Below are 20582 nucleotides of genomic sequence, written 5' to 3'. Positions count from 1 at the left end.
TTTAAGTAACATTCTGCTACTTTTATAGTCTAACCGGTAACATCAAAACCAACATATGTTTTCACTTTTTAGGGAAAATATCAGGATCGCGCTGAGTTCCATTCGTAACCAGGCGCTCCGAACCATCCTTACCGTTCTTATCATCGCCATCGGGATTACCGCGCTGGTTGGTATTTTAAGTGCCGTTTCAGCTCTGGAAAATACCATTAGCAGTGACTTTGCCTCTATGGGGGCTAATACTTTTAATATTCAGCGATACGATTTTCGCTCCCAGAGCTTCGGAAATAACCAGGATCGTAAGGTCAACCCCATCATTTCTTATAATGAAGTGCGCGAGTTTGAAGACCGCTACCAGTATCCTTTTACTGAAACGGCTATCTCCTTTACGGGCACTGCTTCAGCTGAAGTGAAATATGAGAACGAGAAGACCGATCCTGAAATCCGGGTTTTAGGTGTGAATGAATTCTATTTGAACAATACGGGGCTGGAAGTGGAAGAAGGCCGCCAATTCAACTATTTCGATATTCGGAACAATAATAATGTGGCCATTGTAGGTTCAGATTTCCGAGACGGACTTTTTAAGGGCCTCGATCCCGTTAATAAAACAATTAGTGTACGAGGTGCAAAATTCAAGATCATCGGGATTCTGGAATCTAAGGGAAGTACCTTCGGGAATAACCAGGATCTGCGGGTATTTATCCCAATTCAGCATGCACGCTCCATCTTTTCCCAGCCGAATATCAATTACGATTTGAGTGTACGCGTTTCAAATAAAGAGCTGCTGGAAGAAGCTATGGACGAGGCCATTATCACCTTTAGAAATGTTCGCGGACTGAATCCTGTGGAAGAAAATAATTTCGGGCTGGAACGAAGCGATGATCTCATTAACCGGATTCTTAGTATTACCGGAGCCCTGAATATCGCAGCCTGGATCATCTCGATCATCACAATTTTCGGTTCTTCCATAGCGCTGATGAATATCATGCTGGTAACCGTTACCGAGAGAACCCGCGAGATTGGTGTGCGAAAGGCGCTGGGTGCCAAACGCAATACCATTGCCACCCAATTCTTTTTGGAAACTCTGGTCATTGGCCAGATGGGTGGAATTTTAGGGATTCTGCTTGGGATCGGCATTGGATTTGCCGTCTCCTCTGCCCTGGATTTCAAATTCACCACACCGTGGATGGCTATGTTCTGGGCAACCGCAATTACCGTTCTGGTCGCTATTCTTGCCGGTAGTTATCCTGCTCTTAAAGCCTCCAGGCAAGACCCGATCGAATCGTTGAGATACGAATAAGAATAATAATTATTCCTGGACGACTTCCTGCATGTAGCGATAGAGTTCGCCCTTGGTAATATTGGCTCCCTGTTGGATCAGTGCGAAAATATCCTTATTTCGGTCCTCGGTCAGTGCCTTGGTCGAAGTGTAGATATTCACTTGATCATCCATTAAATTCTGCTGCAGCCAGCCATAACCATTTTGGGTCGTAATATCGATACCTTCTACTTCCACCTTAATGGCGATCAGGTTAATGGTCGCTTCAGAAATATGGAAAAGAAAAAGCTGTTTTTCTGAAATATGCTCCAGGTATTCTACTTTATTCAGAACGCCTTCCCAGATCAGATCACTGAAAATATCCAGTTCTTGTTCGGCTACCTCTGGCTTTTCGGTTTTGATCTTCTGCCATTCATCTGCTGTAATAGACTGGGTTGCCAGGAAATTGATGAATTCCTGGTGCATTTCATCAAACTGTTCTTTGGTAAGTCTTGAGTATTTCATTGGGAATAAGATATAAAAAGAAAAGCCTACTCAGAGTATGAGCAGGCTTTCCTGTTATAAATTCATGCTATTAAGCTTCGGCTACAACGTCAAAAGTGAAGTTGCTTACCACTTCGCGGTGGAAACGAAGGGTAGCATCGTACTGCCCTAAACGTTTAATGTTACCACCAGCAATGTTGATATATTTCTTATCAATTTCAACTCCTTCTTTAGCAAGTGCATCAGCAAGATCTGCATTGGTAATAGAACCAAACAACTTATCTCCGGCACCGGCTTTAGCAGTAAGTTTAATATCAAGGCCGTTCAATTTCTCAGCCTGCTTCTTAGCTTCATCGATATGCTTTTGCTCTTTGTAAGCACGTTGCTTCAAAGTCTCTGCCAGCATTTTCTTAGCTGAAGGAGTCGCAAGCTCAGCAAATCCCTGAGGAATCAGGTAGTTACGACCATATCCGTTCTTCACAGATACCACATCGTCTTTAAAGCCTAAATTATCTACGTCTTGTTTAAGTATTACGTCCATAACTGCCTGTTTTTATTTTAATAAATCACCTACATAAGGCATTAGTGCTAAGTGACGAGCACGCTTTACAGCAGTAGCCACTTTTCTCTGGTATTTCAAAGATGTACCGGTAAGACGACGAGGAAGAAGTTTTCCTTGCTCGTTTACGAAGCTCATCAAGAAATCAGGATCTTTGTAATCGATATACTTGATACCTGATCTTTTGAAACGGCAGTATTTTTTAGCCTTAGTAGTTTCTATGTTAAGCGGAGTTAGATACCTGATCTCTCCGTCTTTTTTTCCTTTTGCCTGTTGTTCAATAGATGTTGCCATGATTACGCTTTTTCCTTGTTACGTTTTCTTCTCTTTTCAGCCCAGGCGACCGCATGCTTGTCTAACTTCACAGTTAGGTAACGCATCATACGTTCGTCTCTTCTGAATTCCAACTCTAAAGGCTCAATAACTTCTCCTGGAGCCTTAAACTCGAATAAGTGATAAAAACCACTCTTTTTGTGCTGGATTGGATACGCTAGCTTTCTAAGCCCCCAATCTTCTTTAGCTACCATCTCGGCCCCTCTAGAAACAAGAAAATCTTCGTATTTCTTAACTGTTTCCTTTATCTGCTCATCAGATAAAACGGGATTCAAGATGAAAACAGTTTCATAATTGTTCATAAATACTTACTTTAAATTAAATCGGCTGCAAAAATAGTATTATTATTTCTATTTTCAAAGCCCGAAATAAAGGATGTAAAACAAATTTTATCGACCACAAACTCAAATTACTTTGTATTTTAATTTATTAATGCCTAATATTGTTAAATCTAACCTGAAATAGACCGTGGAAGAAGTATTACTTAAATGTGCCGTTGTAGATGATTCAAGCCTTCAGCGACTTTCTATTGTAAAGTTGATCAAAGATCATCCCAATTTGAAGTTGGTGGCTGAATACAATAATGCGATCGAAACAAAAAACGGACTTTTAGACACCGAAACCGATCTTATTTTTCTGGATATCGAAATGCCAATTCTTTCCGGTTTTGAGCTGCTTGACAATTTACCGAACAAACCGCAGATTATATTCGTAACCGGTAAAACCAAATATGCCTTTAAAGCTTTCGATTACGATGCCGTGGATTATATTCATAAACCGGTAACCAAAGATCGATTCAATAACGCCGTGAATAAAGCGGTGAATCTTTTTAAACTGAAACACCAGACTCCTATTCAGGAAGACGATGATTTCATCTTCGTAAAGAGTAACCTGAAGAATCGTAAGGTTTTCCTTAGTAAACTGAAATATATACAGGCGCTCGGGGATTATGTGAAGTTCGTTACTGAAAAAGATAATTTTGTCGTACTGGCCACCATGAAGTCTTTTGAAGAACAGTTGCCAAACGACCGATTCCTTCGTACACATAAATCATATATCATAAACCTCGATAAGATCGAACGTTATAACAGTAAAACTATCGAGATCGATAAAGAGAAGTTGCCTCTTAGCAGGCACAAAAAAGCCAACCTGGTAGAGGCGCTGAGTGCCCTTCAGGAAGAATCATAACAACTTGTTTTTCAGAATATACTAAGGGCCATTTTTAGAAAATGGCCTTTTTTTATTGCGGGTCCACGTTAATGATCACCCTCACAGAACGGAACGCAGCGATCGTCCCGAAACTGGATAAAATCCTGTGGACCATTGCTTTGGTTTTTCCTAAAGATTGCTTCTGCGGAATTTTAATCAGGATATTTTTATAATATTCGTTCCTGATCCTTGCCACCGGCGGAAATTCCGGTCCTAATACAAAACGCTCAAAAACTTTCTCCAGAGCAGTTGCCAGCCAGGCTGCCGCATCATTCGTTTTCGAAAAATCCCGACTTTTTACAGTTAAGCGTATTAACCTGAAGTATGGCGGATATTTGTACTGGTAACGCTCTTCCAGTTGTTCACGGTACATTTCCGAAAAATTTCCTGTGGAAACCTGCTGAATGATTCGATGATAGGGATTGTAAGTTTGAATTAGTACTTTTCCGCGTTTTTTGGTTCGCCCGGAACGTCCTGCAACTTGCTGCATGAGCTGGAAACTTCTTTCATGTGCACGAAAATCAGGAAAATTCAGCAAATTATCAGCATTCATGATCCCGACTAAATTCACCTTCCGGAAGTCCAGCCCTTTGGTGAGCATTTGCGTGCCCACTAAAATATCAGTTTCAAAATTCTCAAAAGCCGTAATGATCTTTTCATAAGAATGTTTCCCCCGCGTCGTATCCTGGTCCATTCGGGCGATACGGGCATCCGGGAACAAGGCTCGCAGTTCGGTTTCCACCTGTTCGGTCCCGAATCCCTTAGTAGAGATTTCATCACTTCCGCAGGCCATACATTTTTGCTGCATGGCAATATGATAGCCACAATAATGGCAGCGCAACTGGTTATTATGACTGTGATAAGTTAAACTTACATCACAATTGGGACACTGCGGAGAATGCCCGCAAGTATTGCATTCCAAAATTGGCGAAAATCCGCGTCTATTCTGAAAAAGGATCACCTGTTCCTCCTCTTCCAGAGATTCCTTGATTTCTTCAATCAGCCTTTCAGAAAAATGGCCGGTCATTTTCTTTTTGCGATGCGCCGTTTTGATGTCTACCACTTCCATATCGGGCATCAGAACCTCGCCATATCTCCTGTTAAGCTCGACCAGTGCATATTTATTATGGTCGGCGTTGAAATACGATTCCAGGGAAGGCGTGGCAGAACCGAGCAAAATAGCAGCTTTAAACTGGGCTGCCAGCACTACCGCAGCATCTCGCGCGTGATAACGTGGTGCAGGATCAAATTGTTTAAAGGTAGTTTCATGTTCTTCATCGACGACGATCAATCCCAAATTCTGAAACGGTAAAAAGATACAGGAACGAGCACCAATAATGATCTGTCCTTTTTCTGAATTGCTGAGCACGTGTTTGTAAACTTCTACTCGTTCATTCAAAGAATAGCGGCTATGATAGACCAAAACCTTATCGCCAAAATAATCCTGAAGCCTTTTAATGAGCTGTGTAGTAAGAGCGATTTCCGGCAATAAATAAAGTGCCTGTTTTCCTGTTTTCAGGACATCTTCAATAAGCCTGATATAAATTTCAGTTTTTCCCGAAGAAGTCACCCCGTGTAAAAGGCAAACCTGTTCTTCTGCGAAATAAGATTTTATCTGGTCAAATGCCTGCTGTTGGTATTTATTAAATATGATCTCCTTATTGAAGGTTTCCCCTTTGAAACCTACTCTATCTGTCTGTTCATAGTACTCTTCGAAAATTCCCTTTTTCACCAAGCTCTTTAACACCGCGCTGGTAGCTCCAGACTTGTCGCAAAGCGTTTTAGCCTTCAAAGGTTTCCTGCTATTGGCGGTAAGAGAAAAATAGGTAAGCAGAATTTCTCGTTGCTTAGGGGCGTTGCTCAATTCATCCAACAGCCGGTGCATGGCTGCTTCCGCTTCAAATTCCGAACGCAACCGAACGAACCGAACTTCTTTAGGTTTGTATTGCTCATAAATTTCCTGGTTCAGCTCAACCACTTCCTTTTCTACCAGTAAATTGATAACAGGCAGTACACTTTTCCGATCCAATAATTCCTGAATTTCCTGGATCTTCATGGAGGATTGTCGCTGCAAAGCTTCCACTACCAGGAATTCATCATCATTCAATTTTTCTTCCGGAAAATCAAAGTTCTTCCGTAGCTTTACAATGCTTTCACTTTCCAGCAAAAATGCTCCTGGTAAAGCGGCACGCATCACTTCCCCTTCGGAACAGAGATAGTAGTGTGATATCCAACTCCAGAATTTCAGCTGATGCAGGCTCACCAGCGGCTTTTCATCCAGGATCTGGTGTATGGGTTTCGCCTCATAGACCTGTGGAGGATTCTGATGAATTTTAGCCACAATTCCCGTGTAAATGCGGTTTTTACCAAATTGTACAGCCAGTCGCATTCCCTCACAGATAAATTCAGCTTCAGCATCAGACAAGCTATAGGTAAAGCGTTTATCCAGCGGTAACGGGAGAATAAGGTCTGCGAAATAGGCCATTCAGAATAGGTTAAAATAAAAACTGCCTCTAAAATTTAAGACAGTTTAGACTGTAAATTTAAAATTTTAAAGGCAGTTTCAAACAGTAATTCTATTCGGCTCTTTCCCAGACTTTCGTTTTGTAGAAAAATGCGAGGTAGCCACGAACATTCAACCTATCAGGATCATTTTCATCCAGCCAGATCTTACAGCGGTATTCCTTACCGCTTTTGGGATCAACGATCGTCCCGCCGGAATATTCAGAGCCATTCTTTTCCAGGTCCCACATAAATGTCATTCCTTCAATTGGCTGATCTTTCAGCTCACCATCGCACTCCGAACAAACACGGTCACGATCTTCCTCCTTCATAATCCGGTCTACCTTTCCGAAGTATTTTCCATCTTCCTTATATATTTCAATAATAGAATTGACGGTGCCTTCGTGGTTCCGGTTTTCCCATTTCCCGGTGACTTCCTGCGCGAACAGGCTCTGCCCGAGAAATATCAGCAATATTGGGGCTAAGAAATATCTCATATTATTTGCCTAGCATGGCTTCTTTCAAATCATCATCTGCTGGGCGGTTGGATAGCCAAATCCCGAAAAGCGCTTTTTTGAAATCGAGTCCCTCAATGGTACCAAGCATCTTATCATTTTTGTAGGCTACCACTCCTTTCCCGGGAAGGTACACCAGGTCAAAAACATCGTTTTTATGGATCTCTTCCATAAAGAAGCTGCGGAATTTCTCGATTTTGGTTTCCAGAGGGGCGGTCTTACCGTTAGTAGCATTTTCGAATCCTTCGTTTACGGCATCGATCATTTTATCGCTGGAAATAAGCTTGGAAATAATATGCAATTTGATCGCCATTGGTTTATCTGCACTGGCAATAGTATTGGCATCAGAAGATTTTTCAGTGAGATACAATCCTCCCGCATAGAGGTCGATCCAAAGTTTTTCCCTCACACCTGCTCCATTGAGCATTAGTTCAGTACCCTGAAAGGATTGAGAATTCGGAAGGCTCACATCGCCCACCTTCGTCTGTGCCACGCCAAGGTTTAAACTCAACACTGCAGCCAGTAAAAAAAGCATTTTTTTCATGTTCAATTGGTTTTTGGTTTTTTCTAAAGTTATTTAAATTTTTTCTTCAGTTTTATCAGAGAAGCATTTAATTCGAACCCTAAAAGTAATACATTGGAATTCAGCCAGATGTAAAACATTAAAATCAGTAAAGCTCCTATCGACCCGTATAATTCGTTATATCTCGAAAAATTGGTAATATATAAACTGAATAAATAGGTGGTCAACATGATCAGGATCGTCGTGAAAAGCGCTCCAACCGAAAAGAATCTCGCCTGTCTTGCTTCCCGTGTTCCGAAATAATACAATATTGCCACCGCCGTATAAATTAAAATGATAAAAGCGATGAAATTTATCAAACTGGCTCCAAAACCATTATCGTTTATAACGCCAAGAGTGGTAAGATCATCGATCGCATAGGTTAAATAAACCGCTACGATAACCGAAATAAGCAACAACAGTGCCAATATAAGAGATACCCCTATCGCTACCACGTATTGCCGGATGATCGATCGGTTAGCCTGTGTATGGTAACTGAACTCAAAACCGGTGAAAATAGCATTCACGCCGTTGGTCATCAGGAAAATAGAAAGAACAAAAGACACCGAAAGCAAGCCACCACGAGGGTTTTTCGCAATATCTTCAAAAATATTACCAAAGAAATCCCCTGTCTCCGGCGGAAGCAGTCCATCAATGAAGATCAGAAATTCCAATTGAAAATCATCTATGAAGGTCACATAAGGTATCAGGTTCAAGACAAATAACAGGAATGGAAAGATCGCCATAAAAAAACTAAAAGCGATGGAGCTGGCCCGAGTTGAAAATGTACCTTTTACAATTCCGCCGGTATAAATCACCCAAAGATCCCAAAGAGACAATCCTTCCAGGCCAGGAAGTATGATCTTGTTCGTTTTTCGTTCCCACCAGGATGAAAAACGTTGCAACCACGACTGGATCTCGGTTTGAATGGCCATGTTACACGGCTTTTAAACTAAGATCGAGATTGTATACAGAATGTGTAAGGGCGCCGCTGGAAATAAAGTCCACACCGCATTCAGCATAAGTGCGGGTGGTTTCCAGGGTAATACCGCCGCTGCTTTCCGTAAGACAACGGTCCCCGATGAGTTCCACAGCTTTACGGGTATCTTCAAAACTGAAATTATCGATCAGGATTCGGTAGATACCTTCAGATTTCAGAATTTCCTGAATTTCTCCAAGATTTCTTGCCTCTACAATGATTTTCAAATCCAGGTTATTTTCTTCCAGGTATTTTTTCGTTTTGTTGATCGCTTTGGTAATTCCCCCGGCGAAATCGATATGGTTATCTTTTAGCATTATCATATCATAAAGCGCAAAACGGTGGTTCTCTCCTCCCCCGATCTTTACCGCCCATTTCTCGAGCGCCCTGATCCCGGGAGTGGTTTTACGAGTATCAAGAATCCTGGTTTTGGTGCCTTCCAGTTTTTGCACGAATTCCGAAGTTTTGGTAGCGATGGCGCTCATTCGCTGCATCGCATTCAATACTAGTCTTTCTGCCTTTAGAATAGATTGGGAACTGCCTTCAACGGTAAAGGCGATATCTCCTTTTTTGATCGGTTCACCGTCTGCAATGAAAATTTCCATTTTCAGATCGCTGTCTACATACTCGAAAACTTTTTGTGCAAAGGCTACCCCGGCAAGAATACCGGTGTCTTTAACCAGTAATTTGGCTTTGCCCGTGGCCGAAGCCGGGATGCAGGCCAGTGAGCTGTGATCTCCATCGCCAACATCTTCGCGAATGGCATTTTTTATGATTAATTCAATTTCTTTTTCAAATTGTGCCGGTGAGATCATATTTCTCTGCTTATTTTTGTAAATGTAGTAAAGTCTGTAGTAAAATCACGGGATGACAATAAAATTAGTCTGTATTGGGAAAACTGATAAGAAGGAACTGGAAGCACTGATTTCGGTCTACTCCAACCGACTTCAGCATTATGTGAAATTTGAAACTGAAATCATTCCGGACCTTAAAAAAGTGAAGAACCTGGATGAAAATCAGCAAAAGACCAAGGAAGGGGAATTGATCCTTAGCGGAATACAAAACTCCGATTTTGTGGTGTTGTTGGATGAAAAAGGAAAACAGTTCTCTTCAGAAGATTTTTCAGAATACCTTCAGAAAAGAATGAATACCGGCCTGAAACAACTGGTTTTTGTCATCGGCGGACCGTACGGATTTTCAGAGGAAGTTTATCAAAGAGCCAATTCCAAAATTTCCCTCTCCAAAATGACCTTTTCCCACCAAATGGTGCGCCTGTTTTTTACCGAACAGGTTTACCGGGCTTTTACTATATTAAAGAACGAACCATACCACCACCGATAATATGAAACTTGTATTTGCTACGCACAACCAGCATAAATTTGAAGAAATTAAAAACCTGTTGCCGCCACACATTGAGCTGCTTTCCTTAACTGAAATTGGTTGCGAGGAGGATATTGCCGAAACTGCGGAAACTATTGAAGGAAATGCCCAGCTCAAGGCCGACTATGTTTTTGAACAGTATGGCTACGGTTGTTTTGCTGATGATACTGGGCTGGAAGTCGCGGCTCTTAATGGTGCTCCCGGAGTTTATTCCGCACGATATGCCGGTCCTCAGAAAAATTCAGAAGACAATATGCAGAAATTACTGAAGGAACTGGAAGAAAAACCGGATAGATCTGCTCATTTTAAAACGGTCATTGCTTTCCGAACGGAAAAAGAGCAGAAACAATTTACAGGGATTTGTGAGGGCAGAATCGTGAAAGATCGCAAAGGCTCACAAGGTTTTGGATATGACCCGATCTTTCGTCCCGATGGGAAAGACCAGACATTTGCCGAAATGACGCTGGATGAAAAATCAGAAATCAGCCATCGTGCCCGGGCATTTCGGCAACTGGCAGAATACCTTCAAAAGTAACATTCTGGCCTACTCGGCCATTTATCAGAAAAATAGCACTATATTTGCACGCGATTTCCTCAGGGTGAGGACGTGTTACGGAGAAGTTTAGGGTTTTTTAAGTATGTCGGTTCTCTTCTTGTGTAACATCATAACAAGCAATCGGATACTTATTTTTACATGAACAAATTCCAAACATTAGGCCTGGAAGCAAACCTACTTGAGGCTATTAAAGACCTTGGATTCGAAACTCCAAGTGAAGTACAGGAAAAATCAATCCCAATTCTTTTAGAACGTGATACCGATCTGGTGTCACTGGCTCAAACCGGAACCGGTAAAACTGCCGCTTTTGGATTTCCGCTTATTCAGAAAATTGATTTGAACAGCAGGAAAACCCAGGCTTTGGTCTTGGCTCCTACTCGTGAGCTGTGTTTGCAGATCACTAATGAATTAACTTTGTACGCCAAGTACAAGAAAGGTTTAAATATCACTGCGGTGTATGGTGGCGCCAGTATTACGGAACAATCCCGCCAGTTAAATCGCGGGTCTCAGATCATCGTGGCAACTCCGGGAAGAATGCAGGATATGATTCGCAGAAACCTGGCTGATATCACTGCAATTTCATACTGTGTGCTGGATGAGGCTGATGAAATGCTGAATATGGGCTTCTACGAGGATATTAAATCCATTCTTTCCCATACTCCGAAAGAGAAGAATACCTGGCTTTTTTCCGCAACCATGCCGAAAGAAGTAGCGAAAATTGCCAAAAAATTCATGAGTAATCCTGCGGAAGTGACTGTAGGCTCAAGAAATACGGGAACTGATAAGGTCGCCCACGAATACTACCTGGTGAATCACCGCCTTCGTTATGAGGCCCTGAAACGCCTGGCAGATGCTAATCCTGATATCTTTTCGGTTATTTTCTGTAGAACTAAGAGAGATACACAAAAGATCGCGGAAAAACTGATCGAAGATGGCTACAATGCTGCCGCACTTCACGGCGATCTGAGCCAGAATCAGCGTGACCTCGTTATGAAAAGTTTCAGAACGAGACAAATTCAAATGCTGGTTGCTACAGATGTGGCCGCAAGAGGAATCGATGTAGATGATATCACTCACGTGATCAACTACCAGTTGCCAGATGAGATTGAAACCTACACCCACCGAAGTGGCCGTACTGGTCGTGCCGGTAAAAAAGGGGTTTCCATGGTGATCATTTCCAAGAGCGAACAGCGTAAGATCAAAGCTATCGAAAAGATCATACAGCAGTCTTTTACCCAGAAGCAATTGCCAGACGGGAATGAGATTTGCCGAATCCAGTTGTTCCACCTGGCCAATGACATCAAGAATACCGAGATCAACCATGATATTGACGAATACTTGCCGGCTATCAATGAAACGCTGGCTAATTTTTCCAAAGAAGAATTGATCAAAAAAGTATTTTCAGTAGAATTCACAAGATTCCATAATTATTATCAAAATGCCCCAGATCTTAGCGTTCAGGAGAGCAATAGCTCCAGAGAATCTTCATCTGCTCCGGCCGGAGGAACGAGGTATTTTATCAATATTGGTTCAAAAGATGGCCTGGATTGGAAAAAACTGAAAGACCTTCTGAAAGAAGAATTGAATCTAGGACGCGACGAAGTTTACAAGGTAGACGTAATGGGAAGTTTCTCCTTCTTTAATACAGATGAAAACCTGGAAAAGCAAGTACTGGAAACTTTCAATAATTATGAATACCAGGGGCGCGGCGTGAATGTGGAAGTCACTAAAGACAAGTCAGATAAAGGCGGTGGCCGCGGAAAGAAATTCCGTAAGCCAAAAGGAAAGCCTGGTTTTAAAAGCGATCGTTCCAAAAAGCCGGGAAGAAAGAAAAACATTGAAGGATCTATCAAACGCCGTCGTTCAAAAAGATAGGCGATAGCACTAATCTTTCAGTTTGGCATTGTTTTTTATACAAAATTCCTATTTTTAGGTCCTGTTGTTATGAAAAAAGTCCTACTTCTGTTTTTGCTGTCATTTTCAGCGATATCCTACGCACAGGATACCATTCGCGGAACCATTATGAACGCGGCTGATGATAAACCTATTGAAAATGTTCATATCGTAAACCTGAACCAGGTGGTTGGTTCGGTGAGTGATGAGAAAGGGGAATTTCAGCTGCAGGCCACTGTGAATGATACGCTGTATTTTTCCTATCTAGGGTTCAGGTCTATCAGGGTTCGTGTGACCAATGACTGGCTGAAATACGGCAACGTCAAGGTAAAAATGACCGAAGTAGGTTTTGCCCTGGAAGAAGTGGATGTGAATTCTATAAAACTAACGGGATATTTGGAGATCGACGCGAAGAATATCCCGATTTATGACAATTACCGCTACAGTATTTCCGGTCTTAACAAGGGATACGAGGGAGGTGACAAATCTCCTGGCGCCGTAAGCAAAACCCTAAAATCACTTTCCAATCCTGCCGATCTCGTGTATAATATCTTCGGAAATAAGCCGAGGCAAATGCGTAAACTGCGGCAGATGAAAGCTGATGATAATATCCGGGAACTGCTTCGGAATAAATTTGACCGTGAAACACTGATGGCCTTTCTTCAGGTGAACCGTAATGAAATTGATGAGATTCTGAATAATTGCAACTATTCACAGGATTTCATGAAAACGGCGAACGACCTCCAGATCCTTGATGCGATCAGCAATTGCTATGAAGAATATAAGGTTCTTCAGAAAAGATAGAATTACCGGTTGTTCTCCTCCAGGATATGCTTGAGATTCTTGAGTCCGTTTTCCAGGTTGTTCCCCAGAATTTTTTCAGGAGGGTAAAGTAAACTGATAATGGTTAACGGAAAAGCCAAATGCCCGCGAACGCCCCAGACCATTTTTGTTTTTTCTTCCTCCAGTTCTTTTACCCCAATATAGGTAAGCGCATGTACTTTGATGGGTTTGATGAATAGAATACGTGTTTCCAGAACCCTTCCGAATTTTGCTTTAACAATACGCTGAATGCCTTCGCCTGCTTTGCTATTTCCTTTCCAATAGAAACTGGAGCCCAGTTTGCCGTCCTCTCCCTTGTACTTCTTAATAGCTTCAGGATCCCGACGAAACCAGGGGTTCCAATGTGGTTGGTTGCGTAATTTCCGCACGAAATTAAACACTTCCTCCCGGGAAGCATTGATTACAACAGTCCTGCTTACATCGTAATCTTTTTTCGCCCAGGCATGTAGAAATGCGAAAAAAGTGATGATAGCAATGATTACATAAAAAAATAATGTCATTGGTTGGCTACTAAGGGCAGTAAAAGTTACGAATTATTACGAATTATGGAAACGTTCTATGATTTGATCAGAATTTTTTATCGTTTTTTTAGTCCAAGCCAGTTCAATCTGGAATTTCTCTGCTGCTGAAAGTCTCCACGGAAGGTTGGATCGTCTCATTTTTTCCGTAACCGATTGTAGGATAATCGCTGCGGAAACCGAAATATTGAGGCTTTCCGTAAAACCAACCATCGGGATTTTCAACGTACTGTCAGCTTCCTCCAAAATTTCTTGAGAAAGCCCTTCCCTTTCGGTTCCGAAGAAAAACGCCGCGGGAGTGGAAATATCAAAATCATCCAGCATAACGGCATCTTCATGAGGGCTGGTAGCGACGATACGATATCCTTTCTTACGAAGTGTATGCAGGCAATCTTTCGTAGCACTGTAGCGTTGCACGTCCACCCATTTTTGCGCGCCCATTGCAATTTCCTTATCAATTCTTTTCGGCATACGCTCCTCGATCACATGAATATTCTGAATGCCAAAGACATCACAACTGCGAATCACCGCACTGGTATTATGCAACTGGTACACATCCTGGGTAGCAACGGTAAAAAAATTGGTTCGGTTGGTTAAGACCTGCTCGAACAACTGCCTTCTTCTTGGCGTCAAAAGTTCTTGTAAATGCTGAAGTATCTCTTCTTCTGTCATGCCGTAAAATTAAAAAAGCCCGGAAACATCCGAGCTTTTTCTAATTCAAAATTCGAAATAATTATTCGAAATTCGCTAAGCAGTTAGAAACAGTTCCAAGACTTGTTTGTGTAGTTTGCCAGACCAAAAAGGCTAAAAATTGATCATTTTGAAACTATTTCCCTTACTTACCGAAAGGTTCCGTTGATGCTTATCGTGGTTAGGTTAACACTCAAAACTTAGATAGATTCCCAGAAAACCAAGAATTGGAAAATTCTTGATAACTTGGAAATATTTCCGAAACCTGTGTCTAAGACGTTGAAAATTAAAAAAGGTTGCGCAAAAAACCAATTTATTTTAGGCGCCAACAGTTAGTTTTCTGGCGCTCAGGAATTGAGGGTTAAAACTTTAACAGAATGCTTATAATTTTTACGAGATGAAGAAGATTGTGGTATTAACCGGTGCCGGGATTAGTGCAGAAAGTGGTATCAAAACCTTTCGTGATGCCGACGGGCTTTGGGAAGGTCATGATGTCATGGAAGTAGCCTCTCCACAAGGCTGGGAAAAAAATATGGGACTTGTTCTGGACTTTTACAATCAGCGTCGTAAGCAACTCCTACAGGTTTCTCCCAATGCCGCTCATAAATCGCTGGTGGAACTGGAAGAAAATTTTGATGTGAGCATCATTACACAGAATATTGATGATCTTCATGAACGTGCCGGCAGTTCTAAAGTGGTTCATCTTCATGGCGAACTGCTCAAAGCAAGAAGTACTTTTGATGAAAAGCTGGTGATGGACTGGAAACAGGACATTAAACCTGGTGATTTTTGCGAGCATAATTTCCAGTTACGCCCCCATGTGGTCTGGTTTGGAGAAGCTGTTCCTATGTTTGAAATAGCCGGTAAGATTACTGAAGAGGCTGATATCCTGATGGTAATTGGCACTTCTATGCAGGTCTATCCCGCGGCGAGTCTGGTCCATTTTGTGAAGCCGGAAACCCCTATCTATTTCATAGATCCCAAACCGAATATTCAGCCGTCAAAATACCTGAACATCATTCCGGAAACTGCGGTTAAAGGCGTACCCAAACTGGTAGCTGACTTAAAAGAGCATTCCTAAGGTAAAATATGGGCATTTTTTTTCTGAATTGATCTGATGGCGTATCTTTACGTTTTTCAAAAATTCAGCAACAAATGACACCACTAACGGCCATCTCTCCAATAGACGGAAGATACCACTCCAAAACCAAAAAACTTTCAAAATATTTTAGCGAGGAAGCTTTAATTCGGTACCGTATCCAGGTCGAAGTAGAATATTTCATCGCGCTATACGAGCAGGGTTTACCGCAACTTCAGGATGTTGACATTAATAACTTCAGCAAACTGAGAGATCTTTACGAAAACTTTACGTCACTCGACGCACAGGCTATTAAAAAGATCGAAAAAGTAACCAATCATGATGTAAAGGCCGTTGAATATTTCCTGAAAGAAGAATTTGACAAACTGGGGATGACCTCTTCTAAAGAATTTATCCATTTTGGGCTTACTTCGCAGGATATCAATAATACCGCCATTCCGTTAAGTTTAAAAGATGCAGTGGAACAAGTCTATGTACCGGAACTAGACGAAATCATTGAAAAACTTAGCAGTCTATCCAAAGAGTGGGCTGCAATCCCTTTACTGGCAAGAACCCACGGCCAGCCGGCCTCTCCTACTCGTCTGGGAAAAGAGATCCAGGTATTCGTGGAAAGATTGGAACAGCAGAAAGCACAGCTACTGCAAATTCCTCACGCTGCCAAATTTGGTGGTGCTACCGGGAATTATAACGCTCATCAGGTGGCTTATCCGGAAATAGACTGGAAGGCTTTTGGTGATCATTTTGTAGAAGACATCCTTGGATTGCAGCATTCCTTCCCCACAACTCAGATCGAACACTACGACCATATGGCGGCGCTATTTGATGCGTTAAAAAGGATCAATACGATCCTGATCGATTTGGACCGCGACATTTGGACCTATATTTCGATGGATTATTTTAAGCAGAAGATCAAAAAAGGGGAAATCGGTTCTTCGGCCATGCCACATAAAGTAAATCCTATTGATTTTGAAAACAGTGAAGGAAACCTGGGAATAGCCAATGCCATTTTTGAGCATTTATCGGCAAAGCTTCCTATCAGCAGGTTGCAAAGAGATCTCACCGATAGCACGGTTTTACGAAATGTAGGCGTTCCGGTGGGACATACGCTCATCGCATTCAAATCAACTTTGAAAGGTTTGAATAAACTTTTACTGAATGAGGAAAAACTACATGCCGACCTTGAAAATAACTGGGCGGTGGTAGCAGAAGCGATCCAGACCATTCTTCGACGTGAAGGTTTCAAAAATCCGTATGAAGCACTAAAAGGTCTAACGCGAACCAATGAAAAGATCACGAGTAAGAGTATTGCTGATTTTATTGAAACCCTGGAGGTCAGTACTGAAATCAAGGAAGAGCTCAAAAAAATCACTCCGCAGAATTACACTGGAATATAAAAAAAGCCCCATTTTGGGGCTTTTTCTTTTCAACTAATTAAGGTACTTATTCTGAAATGGAGTCTGTTTCCACCGCAGTGGTATCATCTTCAGAAGATTTTACAGTAGTAGAATCTTTCGTTTTCTTATCATTTCCCATAATTCCGATAAGGCCTTCCAGTCCGCTGGCGTCGATATCTTCTTTTTTCAAAGATTTCATCATTTCCATAATTCCAGCAGGATTCATGTCCTCGCCTAATACGCGGGCCACACCTAAACCTTTGGAATCATCATACCCGTAAACGATCAGTTCATCTATAGCATCATCTTCTCCCGTGAAATAAAGCGCGGCTTTCCTGGTGCCTCCACCGTATTTCATCAATAACTGATATTTTTCATCAGTAAAGATTTCGTCCAGTTTTGCTTTCTCTTTCTTGAATTTTTCAGGATGTTGATCGGCTCTTAAGGCAAGTACATTGATCTTTTTGATAGATTCCATGGTTTCGCGCTTCTCGGCATCCATGGCGTCCAGATTGGCGAACATGCTGGTAGGGACATCCAGTGCCATAAAATCAGCATCTTCCTGGTTATCTACATAGTACTTCTGGATAGATTTATCGTTCTGGCAGGCAGTGATTGCCAGAATACTGAATAATACTGTTAGTTTTTTGATTAGTGTCATGATATTAGGATTTTTTGTTGGCATCTTTCAGTTTTTCAGCTCCAGGCACTTTGAGATCAGCTGTAAGCTTGGATAGTTGGGAAAGGTCTATATCTCCCGTAATACTCAGGATAACAGTCATGGGTTTATTGGAGTTGCTTCCCTGCAGGTACATGAAAAGCTCTTTCACATAATTGTCGTTTTTACCCGGAACCGAATAAAATTTAATATTCTGGCCGTCGTCTTTTACCCGCATCAGTTCTTCCAGTGAACCTTTTTGAAGGTAGGCCTGAACATCTGTAGCCATTTTCTGCATCACATCCGGGTTGGATGATTTGTAGATCTGGATCCGGTCCAGGTTTTCAATAAGCTTCATGTATTCCTGAGCCTCAGGATCACTTTCGCTAAGGTCTACTTTTGCCAGCATTTTGAACATTTTGCTGGTCATGACCATGGCATCTACATCTTTCATGTTCTCATATTTCTCGAAATTCTGAGCCTGAGAAAACAATGGCGCCAGGGCCAGGAGGAGGGTGATTATTATTCTATTCATGATTTCTGGTTTTTAATCTAGTTGAATGATTTTGTTTTTAGTGTTATTGAATTCTTTCAGGTAAACAAGGTCTGCAGTTCCTTCGTTCATAAATTCTGAAACCATTTTCAGGGTTTCCTTGGTTTGCTCCAAAGCCATTTCTTCTTCACTGAGGGAAGCCACCTGCTGCTCCTGCATGGTCCCGGAATGATCATTGAAAAAATAAATTCCAAGCATGATCGCAATCATGGCAGCGATACTGGTCCAGGCGTATTTAGCTTTAGACGCTTTAACCGAATCTTCGGCTTCAAAAGTTTCTTTTTTCTCTCGGCTCACATAAGCAAACATTAGTTTGTAAGCGTAAAGTTCTTCCGGAACCTCATTAGTACTGAAATATTCCCGGAGTTCCTGTTCTTCTGCCAGGCTGGTTTCCCCTTCATCGTACCTGGCCAGCAATTTCTCTAATTTATCCCATTCCATAGTTGTGCTTTTTTACCAGACTTTCCCTGATCGCCTTACGAGCTCTTGAAAGTGCCACCCGGATTGCCGTCTGGTTCATTTCCATTATTTCTGCAATTTCCTCATATTCATACTGTTCCACGTCCCGAAGCTGAAAAATCATACGTTGCTGTTCGGGTAGATCATTTACGATCATGGAGAGCCAGTTCATCTCATCATTCAGCTCGATCTCTTTTTGAAGCGAAACGTGATGGCTTTCATAATTTTGATGAACGATCCGCAAATGGCTATTCTGTTTCGACTTCAACTGGTCCAGACAGTAATTTTTTGTAACTGTCATCGCGAAAGCCTCGACATTGGCATAATGCTTGATTTTCTCTTTGCGGCTCCATAATTTCAAAATAACTTCCTGTGTAGCGTCTTCTGCTGCTTCCTTCGATGTAAGCAAGCGCAGTGCCAAACGGTACATTTTGTCCTTAACAGGATCAATTATTTTCAGGAAGGCGCGTTCTTTCATTGTTGATGGGTTGGTTAGTGAACCTTCTCACCTCTAATACGAATGAGTAATTGTTTTGTTACAAATTATTTTGAAATTCTTTTAAAGTGTCTAATTTTAGAAAAAATTGCTAAACCTTTATTTAACATATACCTATTTTATGAAAATTACTAAATATTTGATGCTCTTCGTTTTTGGAGGGCTGCTGATGACTTCCTGTTCCAAGGAAGATAATGACGATACTCCAGTAGATCCGCCTACCTCTGAAAGAGAGATCACTACAGAACTGGAGGTAAAAGACTTCGTTTGGAAAGGTATGAATGAAATTTACCTTTATAAGTCTCAGATTCCGGAGCTGGCAGATGATTATTTTGATACCCAGGATGAATTATACGACTGGCTGGAAACCTGGGACAGTCCTGAAGACCTGTTCTACGATGGTCTGGTGGCCGAGCAGGATCGTTTCTCTTTCATTACAGATGATTATGTGGAATTGGAAAATATGTTCAGCGGGATTTCTGAAACTACCGGTGTAGATTATAGACTGTACCGTTTTTCTGGCTCTAATGATATTTTCGGGGTTGTGCGCTACATCGTTCCGGGAAGTAATGCCGATGGCCAGAATATTGAACGTGGAGATCTTTTCACCAAGATCAACGGAACCACCCTTACCGTAGATAACTATCGCGAATTGCTTGGAAGTTCTTCTCAAACTTTCACCATTGCTACCATCAACGATAACACGGTAAGTGAAACCGGCGAAGAAGTAACTATTGCAGCTCAAACACTGACCGAAAATCCTATTTTAGTTAAAGAAGTATTAGATGTAGATGGCATCAAAGTGGGATACCTGATGTATAACAGTTTTGTGGCTGATTTTGACGATGAACTGAATGATGCTTTTGCCGAGTTTAAAGCTGAAGGTATCCAGAAGTTGATCCTCGATCTTCGCTACAACGGTGGTGGCCGAGTTAGTTCTGCTACCAGACTTGCCAGTATGATCACCGGCCAGTTTACCGGGGACGTATTTGCAAAACAGCAATGGAACGACAAATACCAGGCTTATTTCCTGGATCAGAATCCTGATAGATTATTCAACTATTTCACTGATGAAATTGACAATGATGTGGCGATCAACAGTCTTAATTTGACAGATCTTTATGTGATTGGTACAGGAAGCACCGCTTCTGCCAGTGAATTGGTTATGAACGGTTTGAGCCCTTACATCGATGTGGTTAAGGTGGGAGACACTACCGTAGGAAAATCCCAGGCTTCGGTAACTCTTTATGATTCACCTAATTTTGGACGGGATAACGCCAATCCAGACCATTTATACGCCATTCAGCCACTGGTTTACGAATCTGTAAATGCTGAAGACAACGTGGTGCCTTATAACGGGTTGATTCCAGATGTAGCTATCGAAGAGCGAATCTCAAATCTTGGAAAATTGGGAGATCCTTCTGAACCACTTCTGGCAGCAGCTATTGATGCGATCAAAAATAACAGAAGATTCTATCCTGAACGAGAGTTCTGGTATAGTGAGTTCAAAGAAACAGGTTTCAATAGCCCTGTATATCAAAGAATGTATATCGATGAACTTCCCGATACAGGCGGCCAGAAATTAGGCGCGAAGCTGGAGAAGAATTAATATTAAATCAGAGTAT

The 20582-nt window shown here is 41.7% G+C and carries 24 protein-coding genes; 9 read left to right on the top strand and 15 right to left on the bottom strand.

Annotation, left to right across the window (positions count from 1 at the left end):
* Window positions 1-55 precede the first annotated feature (55 nt).
* Window positions 56-1297: an ABC transporter permease gene (locus GRFL_RS14730; RefSeq protein WP_083645346.1), complete on the top strand. Its 1242-nt coding sequence runs from the start codon at window positions 56-58 to the stop codon at window positions 1295-1297.
* 9 nt (window positions 1298-1306) lie between these two features.
* Here the strand turns inward: GRFL_RS14730 and GRFL_RS14725 are convergent, their stop codons facing one another.
* From GRFL_RS14725 to rpsF, 4 genes are all read right to left on the bottom strand, one after another.
* Window positions 1307-1780 carry a DUF6495 family protein gene (locus GRFL_RS14725; protein WP_083645345.1) on the bottom strand — a complete coding sequence of 158 codons (474 nt, stop codon included), beginning with the start codon at window positions 1778-1780 and terminating at the stop codon, window positions 1307-1309.
* A 70-nt stretch (window positions 1781-1850) separates the two neighbouring features.
* Entirely contained in the window at window positions 1851-2300 is a 450-nt protein-coding gene (gene rplI, locus GRFL_RS14720; protein ID WP_083645344.1) for a 50S ribosomal protein L9, read from the bottom strand.
* A 12-nt stretch (window positions 2301-2312) separates the two neighbouring features.
* Window positions 2313-2612 (bottom strand): 30S ribosomal protein S18, encoded by a 300-nt coding sequence (gene rpsR / locus GRFL_RS14715; RefSeq protein WP_083645343.1) that lies wholly within the window; start codon window positions 2610-2612, stop codon window positions 2313-2315.
* Window positions 2613-2614: 2 nt separating this feature from the next.
* Entirely contained in the window at window positions 2615-2953 is a 339-nt protein-coding gene (gene rpsF, locus GRFL_RS14710; protein ID WP_083645342.1) for a 30S ribosomal protein S6, read from the bottom strand.
* A gap of 166 nt (window positions 2954-3119) precedes the next feature.
* Between rpsF and GRFL_RS14705 the strand changes: the two genes are divergently transcribed.
* Window positions 3120-3839, top strand: a complete 720-nt coding sequence (locus GRFL_RS14705; RefSeq protein ID WP_083645341.1) for a LytR/AlgR family response regulator transcription factor — start codon at window positions 3120-3122, stop codon at window positions 3837-3839.
* A 52-nt stretch (window positions 3840-3891) separates the two neighbouring features.
* Here GRFL_RS14705 and priA read toward each other — a convergent pair whose 3' ends face one another.
* From priA to nadC, 5 genes are all read right to left on the bottom strand, one after another.
* Complete coding sequence (gene priA / locus GRFL_RS14700; RefSeq protein ID WP_083645340.1) at window positions 3892-6345, bottom strand: replication restart helicase PriA; 2454 nt, start codon at window positions 6343-6345, stop codon at window positions 3892-3894.
* 91 nt (window positions 6346-6436) lie between these two features.
* On the bottom strand, window positions 6437-6859 hold the full coding sequence (locus tag GRFL_RS14695; RefSeq protein ID WP_083645339.1) for a DUF2147 domain-containing protein: 423 nt from the start codon (window positions 6857-6859) through the stop codon (window positions 6437-6439).
* Window position 6860: 1 nt separating this feature from the next.
* Window positions 6861-7421, bottom strand: coding sequence for a chalcone isomerase family protein (locus tag GRFL_RS14690; protein ID WP_083645338.1), 561 nt, complete (start codon window positions 7419-7421; stop codon window positions 6861-6863).
* 29 nt (window positions 7422-7450) lie between these two features.
* Window positions 7451-8374, bottom strand: a complete 924-nt coding sequence (locus GRFL_RS14685; RefSeq protein ID WP_083645337.1) for a YihY/virulence factor BrkB family protein — start codon at window positions 8372-8374, stop codon at window positions 7451-7453.
* Between the two features lies 1 nt (window position 8375).
* On the bottom strand, window positions 8376-9233 hold the full coding sequence (nadC, locus tag GRFL_RS14680) for a carboxylating nicotinate-nucleotide diphosphorylase (protein WP_083645336.1): 858 nt from the start codon (window positions 9231-9233) through the stop codon (window positions 8376-8378).
* A 52-nt stretch (window positions 9234-9285) separates the two neighbouring features.
* On the opposite strand from nadC, the gene rlmH reads away from it, so the two are divergent.
* The 4 genes from rlmH to GRFL_RS14660 all read left to right on the top strand — a co-directional run bounded on the left by rlmH (window position 9286) and on the right by GRFL_RS14660 (window position 13051).
* On the top strand, window positions 9286-9759 hold the full coding sequence (gene rlmH, locus GRFL_RS14675; RefSeq protein ID WP_083645335.1) for a 23S rRNA (pseudouridine(1915)-N(3))-methyltransferase RlmH: 474 nt from the start codon (window positions 9286-9288) through the stop codon (window positions 9757-9759).
* A 1-nt stretch (window position 9760) separates the two neighbouring features.
* Window positions 9761-10333, top strand: a complete 573-nt coding sequence (locus GRFL_RS14670) for a non-canonical purine NTP diphosphatase (protein WP_083645334.1) — start codon at window positions 9761-9763, stop codon at window positions 10331-10333.
* A 159-nt stretch (window positions 10334-10492) separates the two neighbouring features.
* The gene (locus GRFL_RS14665; RefSeq protein WP_083645333.1) at window positions 10493-12229 is read left to right on the top strand and encodes a DEAD/DEAH box helicase; all 1737 of its coding nucleotides are present in this window, start codon (window positions 10493-10495) and stop codon (window positions 12227-12229) included.
* 69 nt (window positions 12230-12298) lie between these two features.
* On the top strand, window positions 12299-13051 hold the full coding sequence (locus GRFL_RS14660) for a carboxypeptidase-like regulatory domain-containing protein (protein WP_083645332.1): 753 nt from the start codon (window positions 12299-12301) through the stop codon (window positions 13049-13051).
* A 2-nt stretch (window positions 13052-13053) separates the two neighbouring features.
* Here GRFL_RS14660 and GRFL_RS14655 read toward each other — a convergent pair whose 3' ends face one another.
* Window positions 13054-13590, bottom strand: coding sequence for an SRPBCC family protein (locus tag GRFL_RS14655; protein ID WP_083645331.1), 537 nt, complete (start codon window positions 13588-13590; stop codon window positions 13054-13056).
* Window positions 13591-13626: 36 nt separating this feature from the next.
* Window positions 13627-14280 (bottom strand): TrmH family RNA methyltransferase, encoded by a 654-nt coding sequence (locus tag GRFL_RS14650; protein WP_083645330.1) that lies wholly within the window; start codon window positions 14278-14280, stop codon window positions 13627-13629.
* A gap of 415 nt (window positions 14281-14695) precedes the next feature.
* On the opposite strand from GRFL_RS14650, the gene GRFL_RS14645 reads away from it, so the two are divergent.
* Window positions 14696-15379, top strand: a complete 684-nt coding sequence (locus GRFL_RS14645; protein ID WP_083645329.1) for an SIR2 family NAD-dependent protein deacylase — start codon at window positions 14696-14698, stop codon at window positions 15377-15379.
* A gap of 74 nt (window positions 15380-15453) precedes the next feature.
* On the top strand, window positions 15454-16791 hold the full coding sequence (gene purB, locus GRFL_RS14640) for an adenylosuccinate lyase (RefSeq protein ID WP_083645328.1): 1338 nt from the start codon (window positions 15454-15456) through the stop codon (window positions 16789-16791).
* A 46-nt stretch (window positions 16792-16837) separates the two neighbouring features.
* Here the strand turns inward: purB and GRFL_RS14635 are convergent, their stop codons facing one another.
* Genes GRFL_RS14635 through GRFL_RS14620 form a run of 4 tightly spaced genes read right to left on the bottom strand, consistent with a single transcriptional unit; the run spans window position 16838 to window position 18939 of the window.
* On the bottom strand, window positions 16838-17452 hold the full coding sequence (locus GRFL_RS14635) for a DUF4252 domain-containing protein (RefSeq protein ID WP_083646176.1): 615 nt from the start codon (window positions 17450-17452) through the stop codon (window positions 16838-16840).
* A gap of 4 nt (window positions 17453-17456) precedes the next feature.
* Window positions 17457-17984 carry a DUF4252 domain-containing protein gene (locus GRFL_RS14630; RefSeq protein ID WP_083645327.1) on the bottom strand — a complete coding sequence of 176 codons (528 nt, stop codon included), beginning with the start codon at window positions 17982-17984 and terminating at the stop codon, window positions 17457-17459.
* A gap of 12 nt (window positions 17985-17996) precedes the next feature.
* Entirely contained in the window at window positions 17997-18443 is a 447-nt protein-coding gene (locus GRFL_RS14625; protein ID WP_083645326.1) for a hypothetical protein, read from the bottom strand.
* Window positions 18430-18939 carry an RNA polymerase sigma factor gene (locus tag GRFL_RS14620; RefSeq protein WP_083645325.1) on the bottom strand — a complete coding sequence of 170 codons (510 nt, stop codon included), beginning with the start codon at window positions 18937-18939 and terminating at the stop codon, window positions 18430-18432. Before GRFL_RS14620 ends, GRFL_RS14625 begins: the two co-directional genes overlap by 14 nt.
* Before the next feature lie 139 nt (window positions 18940-19078).
* On the opposite strand from GRFL_RS14620, the gene GRFL_RS14615 reads away from it, so the two are divergent.
* Window positions 19079-20566: a S41 family peptidase gene (locus tag GRFL_RS14615; protein ID WP_083645324.1), complete on the top strand. Its 1488-nt coding sequence runs from the start codon at window positions 19079-19081 to the stop codon at window positions 20564-20566.
* Window positions 20567-20582 lie beyond the last annotated feature (16 nt).

The organism is Christiangramia flava JLT2011 (assembly GCF_001951155.1).
In the GTDB taxonomy this organism is placed as follows: domain Bacteria; phylum Bacteroidota; class Bacteroidia; order Flavobacteriales; family Flavobacteriaceae; genus Christiangramia; species Christiangramia flava.
The sequence above is the reverse complement of the archived record's forward strand: the minus strand, read 5'-3'. Positions and strand labels throughout refer to the sequence as shown.

Excerpts from the sequence above, each read along its gene's own strand:
- GRFL_RS14730 (WP_083645346.1), top strand. The coding sequence starts at position 56 with ATGTTTTCACTTTTTAGGGAAAATATCAGGATCGCGCTGAGTTCCATT.
- GRFL_RS14725 (WP_083645345.1), bottom strand. The coding sequence starts at position 1,780 with ATGAAATACTCAAGACTTACCAAAGAACAGTTTGATGAAATGCACCAG.
- rplI (WP_083645344.1), bottom strand. The coding sequence starts at position 2,300 with ATGGACGTAATACTTAAACAAGACGTAGATAATTTAGGCTTTAAAGAC.
- rpsR (WP_083645343.1), bottom strand. The coding sequence starts at position 2,612 with ATGGCAACATCTATTGAACAACAGGCAAAAGGAAAAAAAGACGGAGAG.
- rpsF (WP_083645342.1), bottom strand. The coding sequence starts at position 2,953 with ATGAACAATTATGAAACTGTTTTCATCTTGAATCCCGTTTTATCTGAT.
- priA (WP_083645340.1), bottom strand. The coding sequence starts at position 6,345 with ATGGCCTATTTCGCAGACCTTATTCTCCCGTTACCGCTGGATAAACGC.
- GRFL_RS14695 (WP_083645339.1), bottom strand. The coding sequence starts at position 6,859 with ATGAGATATTTCTTAGCCCCAATATTGCTGATATTTCTCGGGCAGAGC.
- GRFL_RS14690 (WP_083645338.1), bottom strand. The coding sequence starts at position 7,421 with ATGAAAAAAATGCTTTTTTTACTGGCTGCAGTGTTGAGTTTAAACCTT.
- GRFL_RS14685 (WP_083645337.1), bottom strand. The coding sequence starts at position 8,374 with ATGGCCATTCAAACCGAGATCCAGTCGTGGTTGCAACGTTTTTCATCC.
- nadC (WP_083645336.1), bottom strand. The coding sequence starts at position 9,233 with ATGATCTCACCGGCACAATTTGAAAAAGAAATTGAATTAATCATAAAA.
- rlmH (WP_083645335.1), top strand. The coding sequence starts at position 9,286 with ATGACAATAAAATTAGTCTGTATTGGGAAAACTGATAAGAAGGAACTG.
- GRFL_RS14670 (WP_083645334.1), top strand. The coding sequence starts at position 9,761 with ATGAAACTTGTATTTGCTACGCACAACCAGCATAAATTTGAAGAAATT.
- GRFL_RS14665 (WP_083645333.1), top strand. The coding sequence starts at position 10,493 with ATGAACAAATTCCAAACATTAGGCCTGGAAGCAAACCTACTTGAGGCT.
- GRFL_RS14660 (WP_083645332.1), top strand. The coding sequence starts at position 12,299 with ATGAAAAAAGTCCTACTTCTGTTTTTGCTGTCATTTTCAGCGATATCC.
- GRFL_RS14655 (WP_083645331.1), bottom strand. The coding sequence starts at position 13,590 with ATGACATTATTTTTTTATGTAATCATTGCTATCATCACTTTTTTCGCA.
- GRFL_RS14650 (WP_083645330.1), bottom strand. The coding sequence starts at position 14,280 with ATGACAGAAGAAGAGATACTTCAGCATTTACAAGAACTTTTGACGCCA.
- GRFL_RS14645 (WP_083645329.1), top strand. The coding sequence starts at position 14,696 with ATGAAGAAGATTGTGGTATTAACCGGTGCCGGGATTAGTGCAGAAAGT.
- purB (WP_083645328.1), top strand. The coding sequence starts at position 15,454 with ATGACACCACTAACGGCCATCTCTCCAATAGACGGAAGATACCACTCC.
- GRFL_RS14635 (WP_083646176.1), bottom strand. The coding sequence starts at position 17,452 with ATGACACTAATCAAAAAACTAACAGTATTATTCAGTATTCTGGCAATC.
- GRFL_RS14630 (WP_083645327.1), bottom strand. The coding sequence starts at position 17,984 with ATGAATAGAATAATAATCACCCTCCTCCTGGCCCTGGCGCCATTGTTT.
- GRFL_RS14625 (WP_083645326.1), bottom strand. The coding sequence starts at position 18,443 with ATGGAATGGGATAAATTAGAGAAATTGCTGGCCAGGTACGATGAAGGG.
- GRFL_RS14620 (WP_083645325.1), bottom strand. The coding sequence starts at position 18,939 with ATGAAAGAACGCGCCTTCCTGAAAATAATTGATCCTGTTAAGGACAAA.
- GRFL_RS14615 (WP_083645324.1), top strand. The coding sequence starts at position 19,079 with ATGAAAATTACTAAATATTTGATGCTCTTCGTTTTTGGAGGGCTGCTG.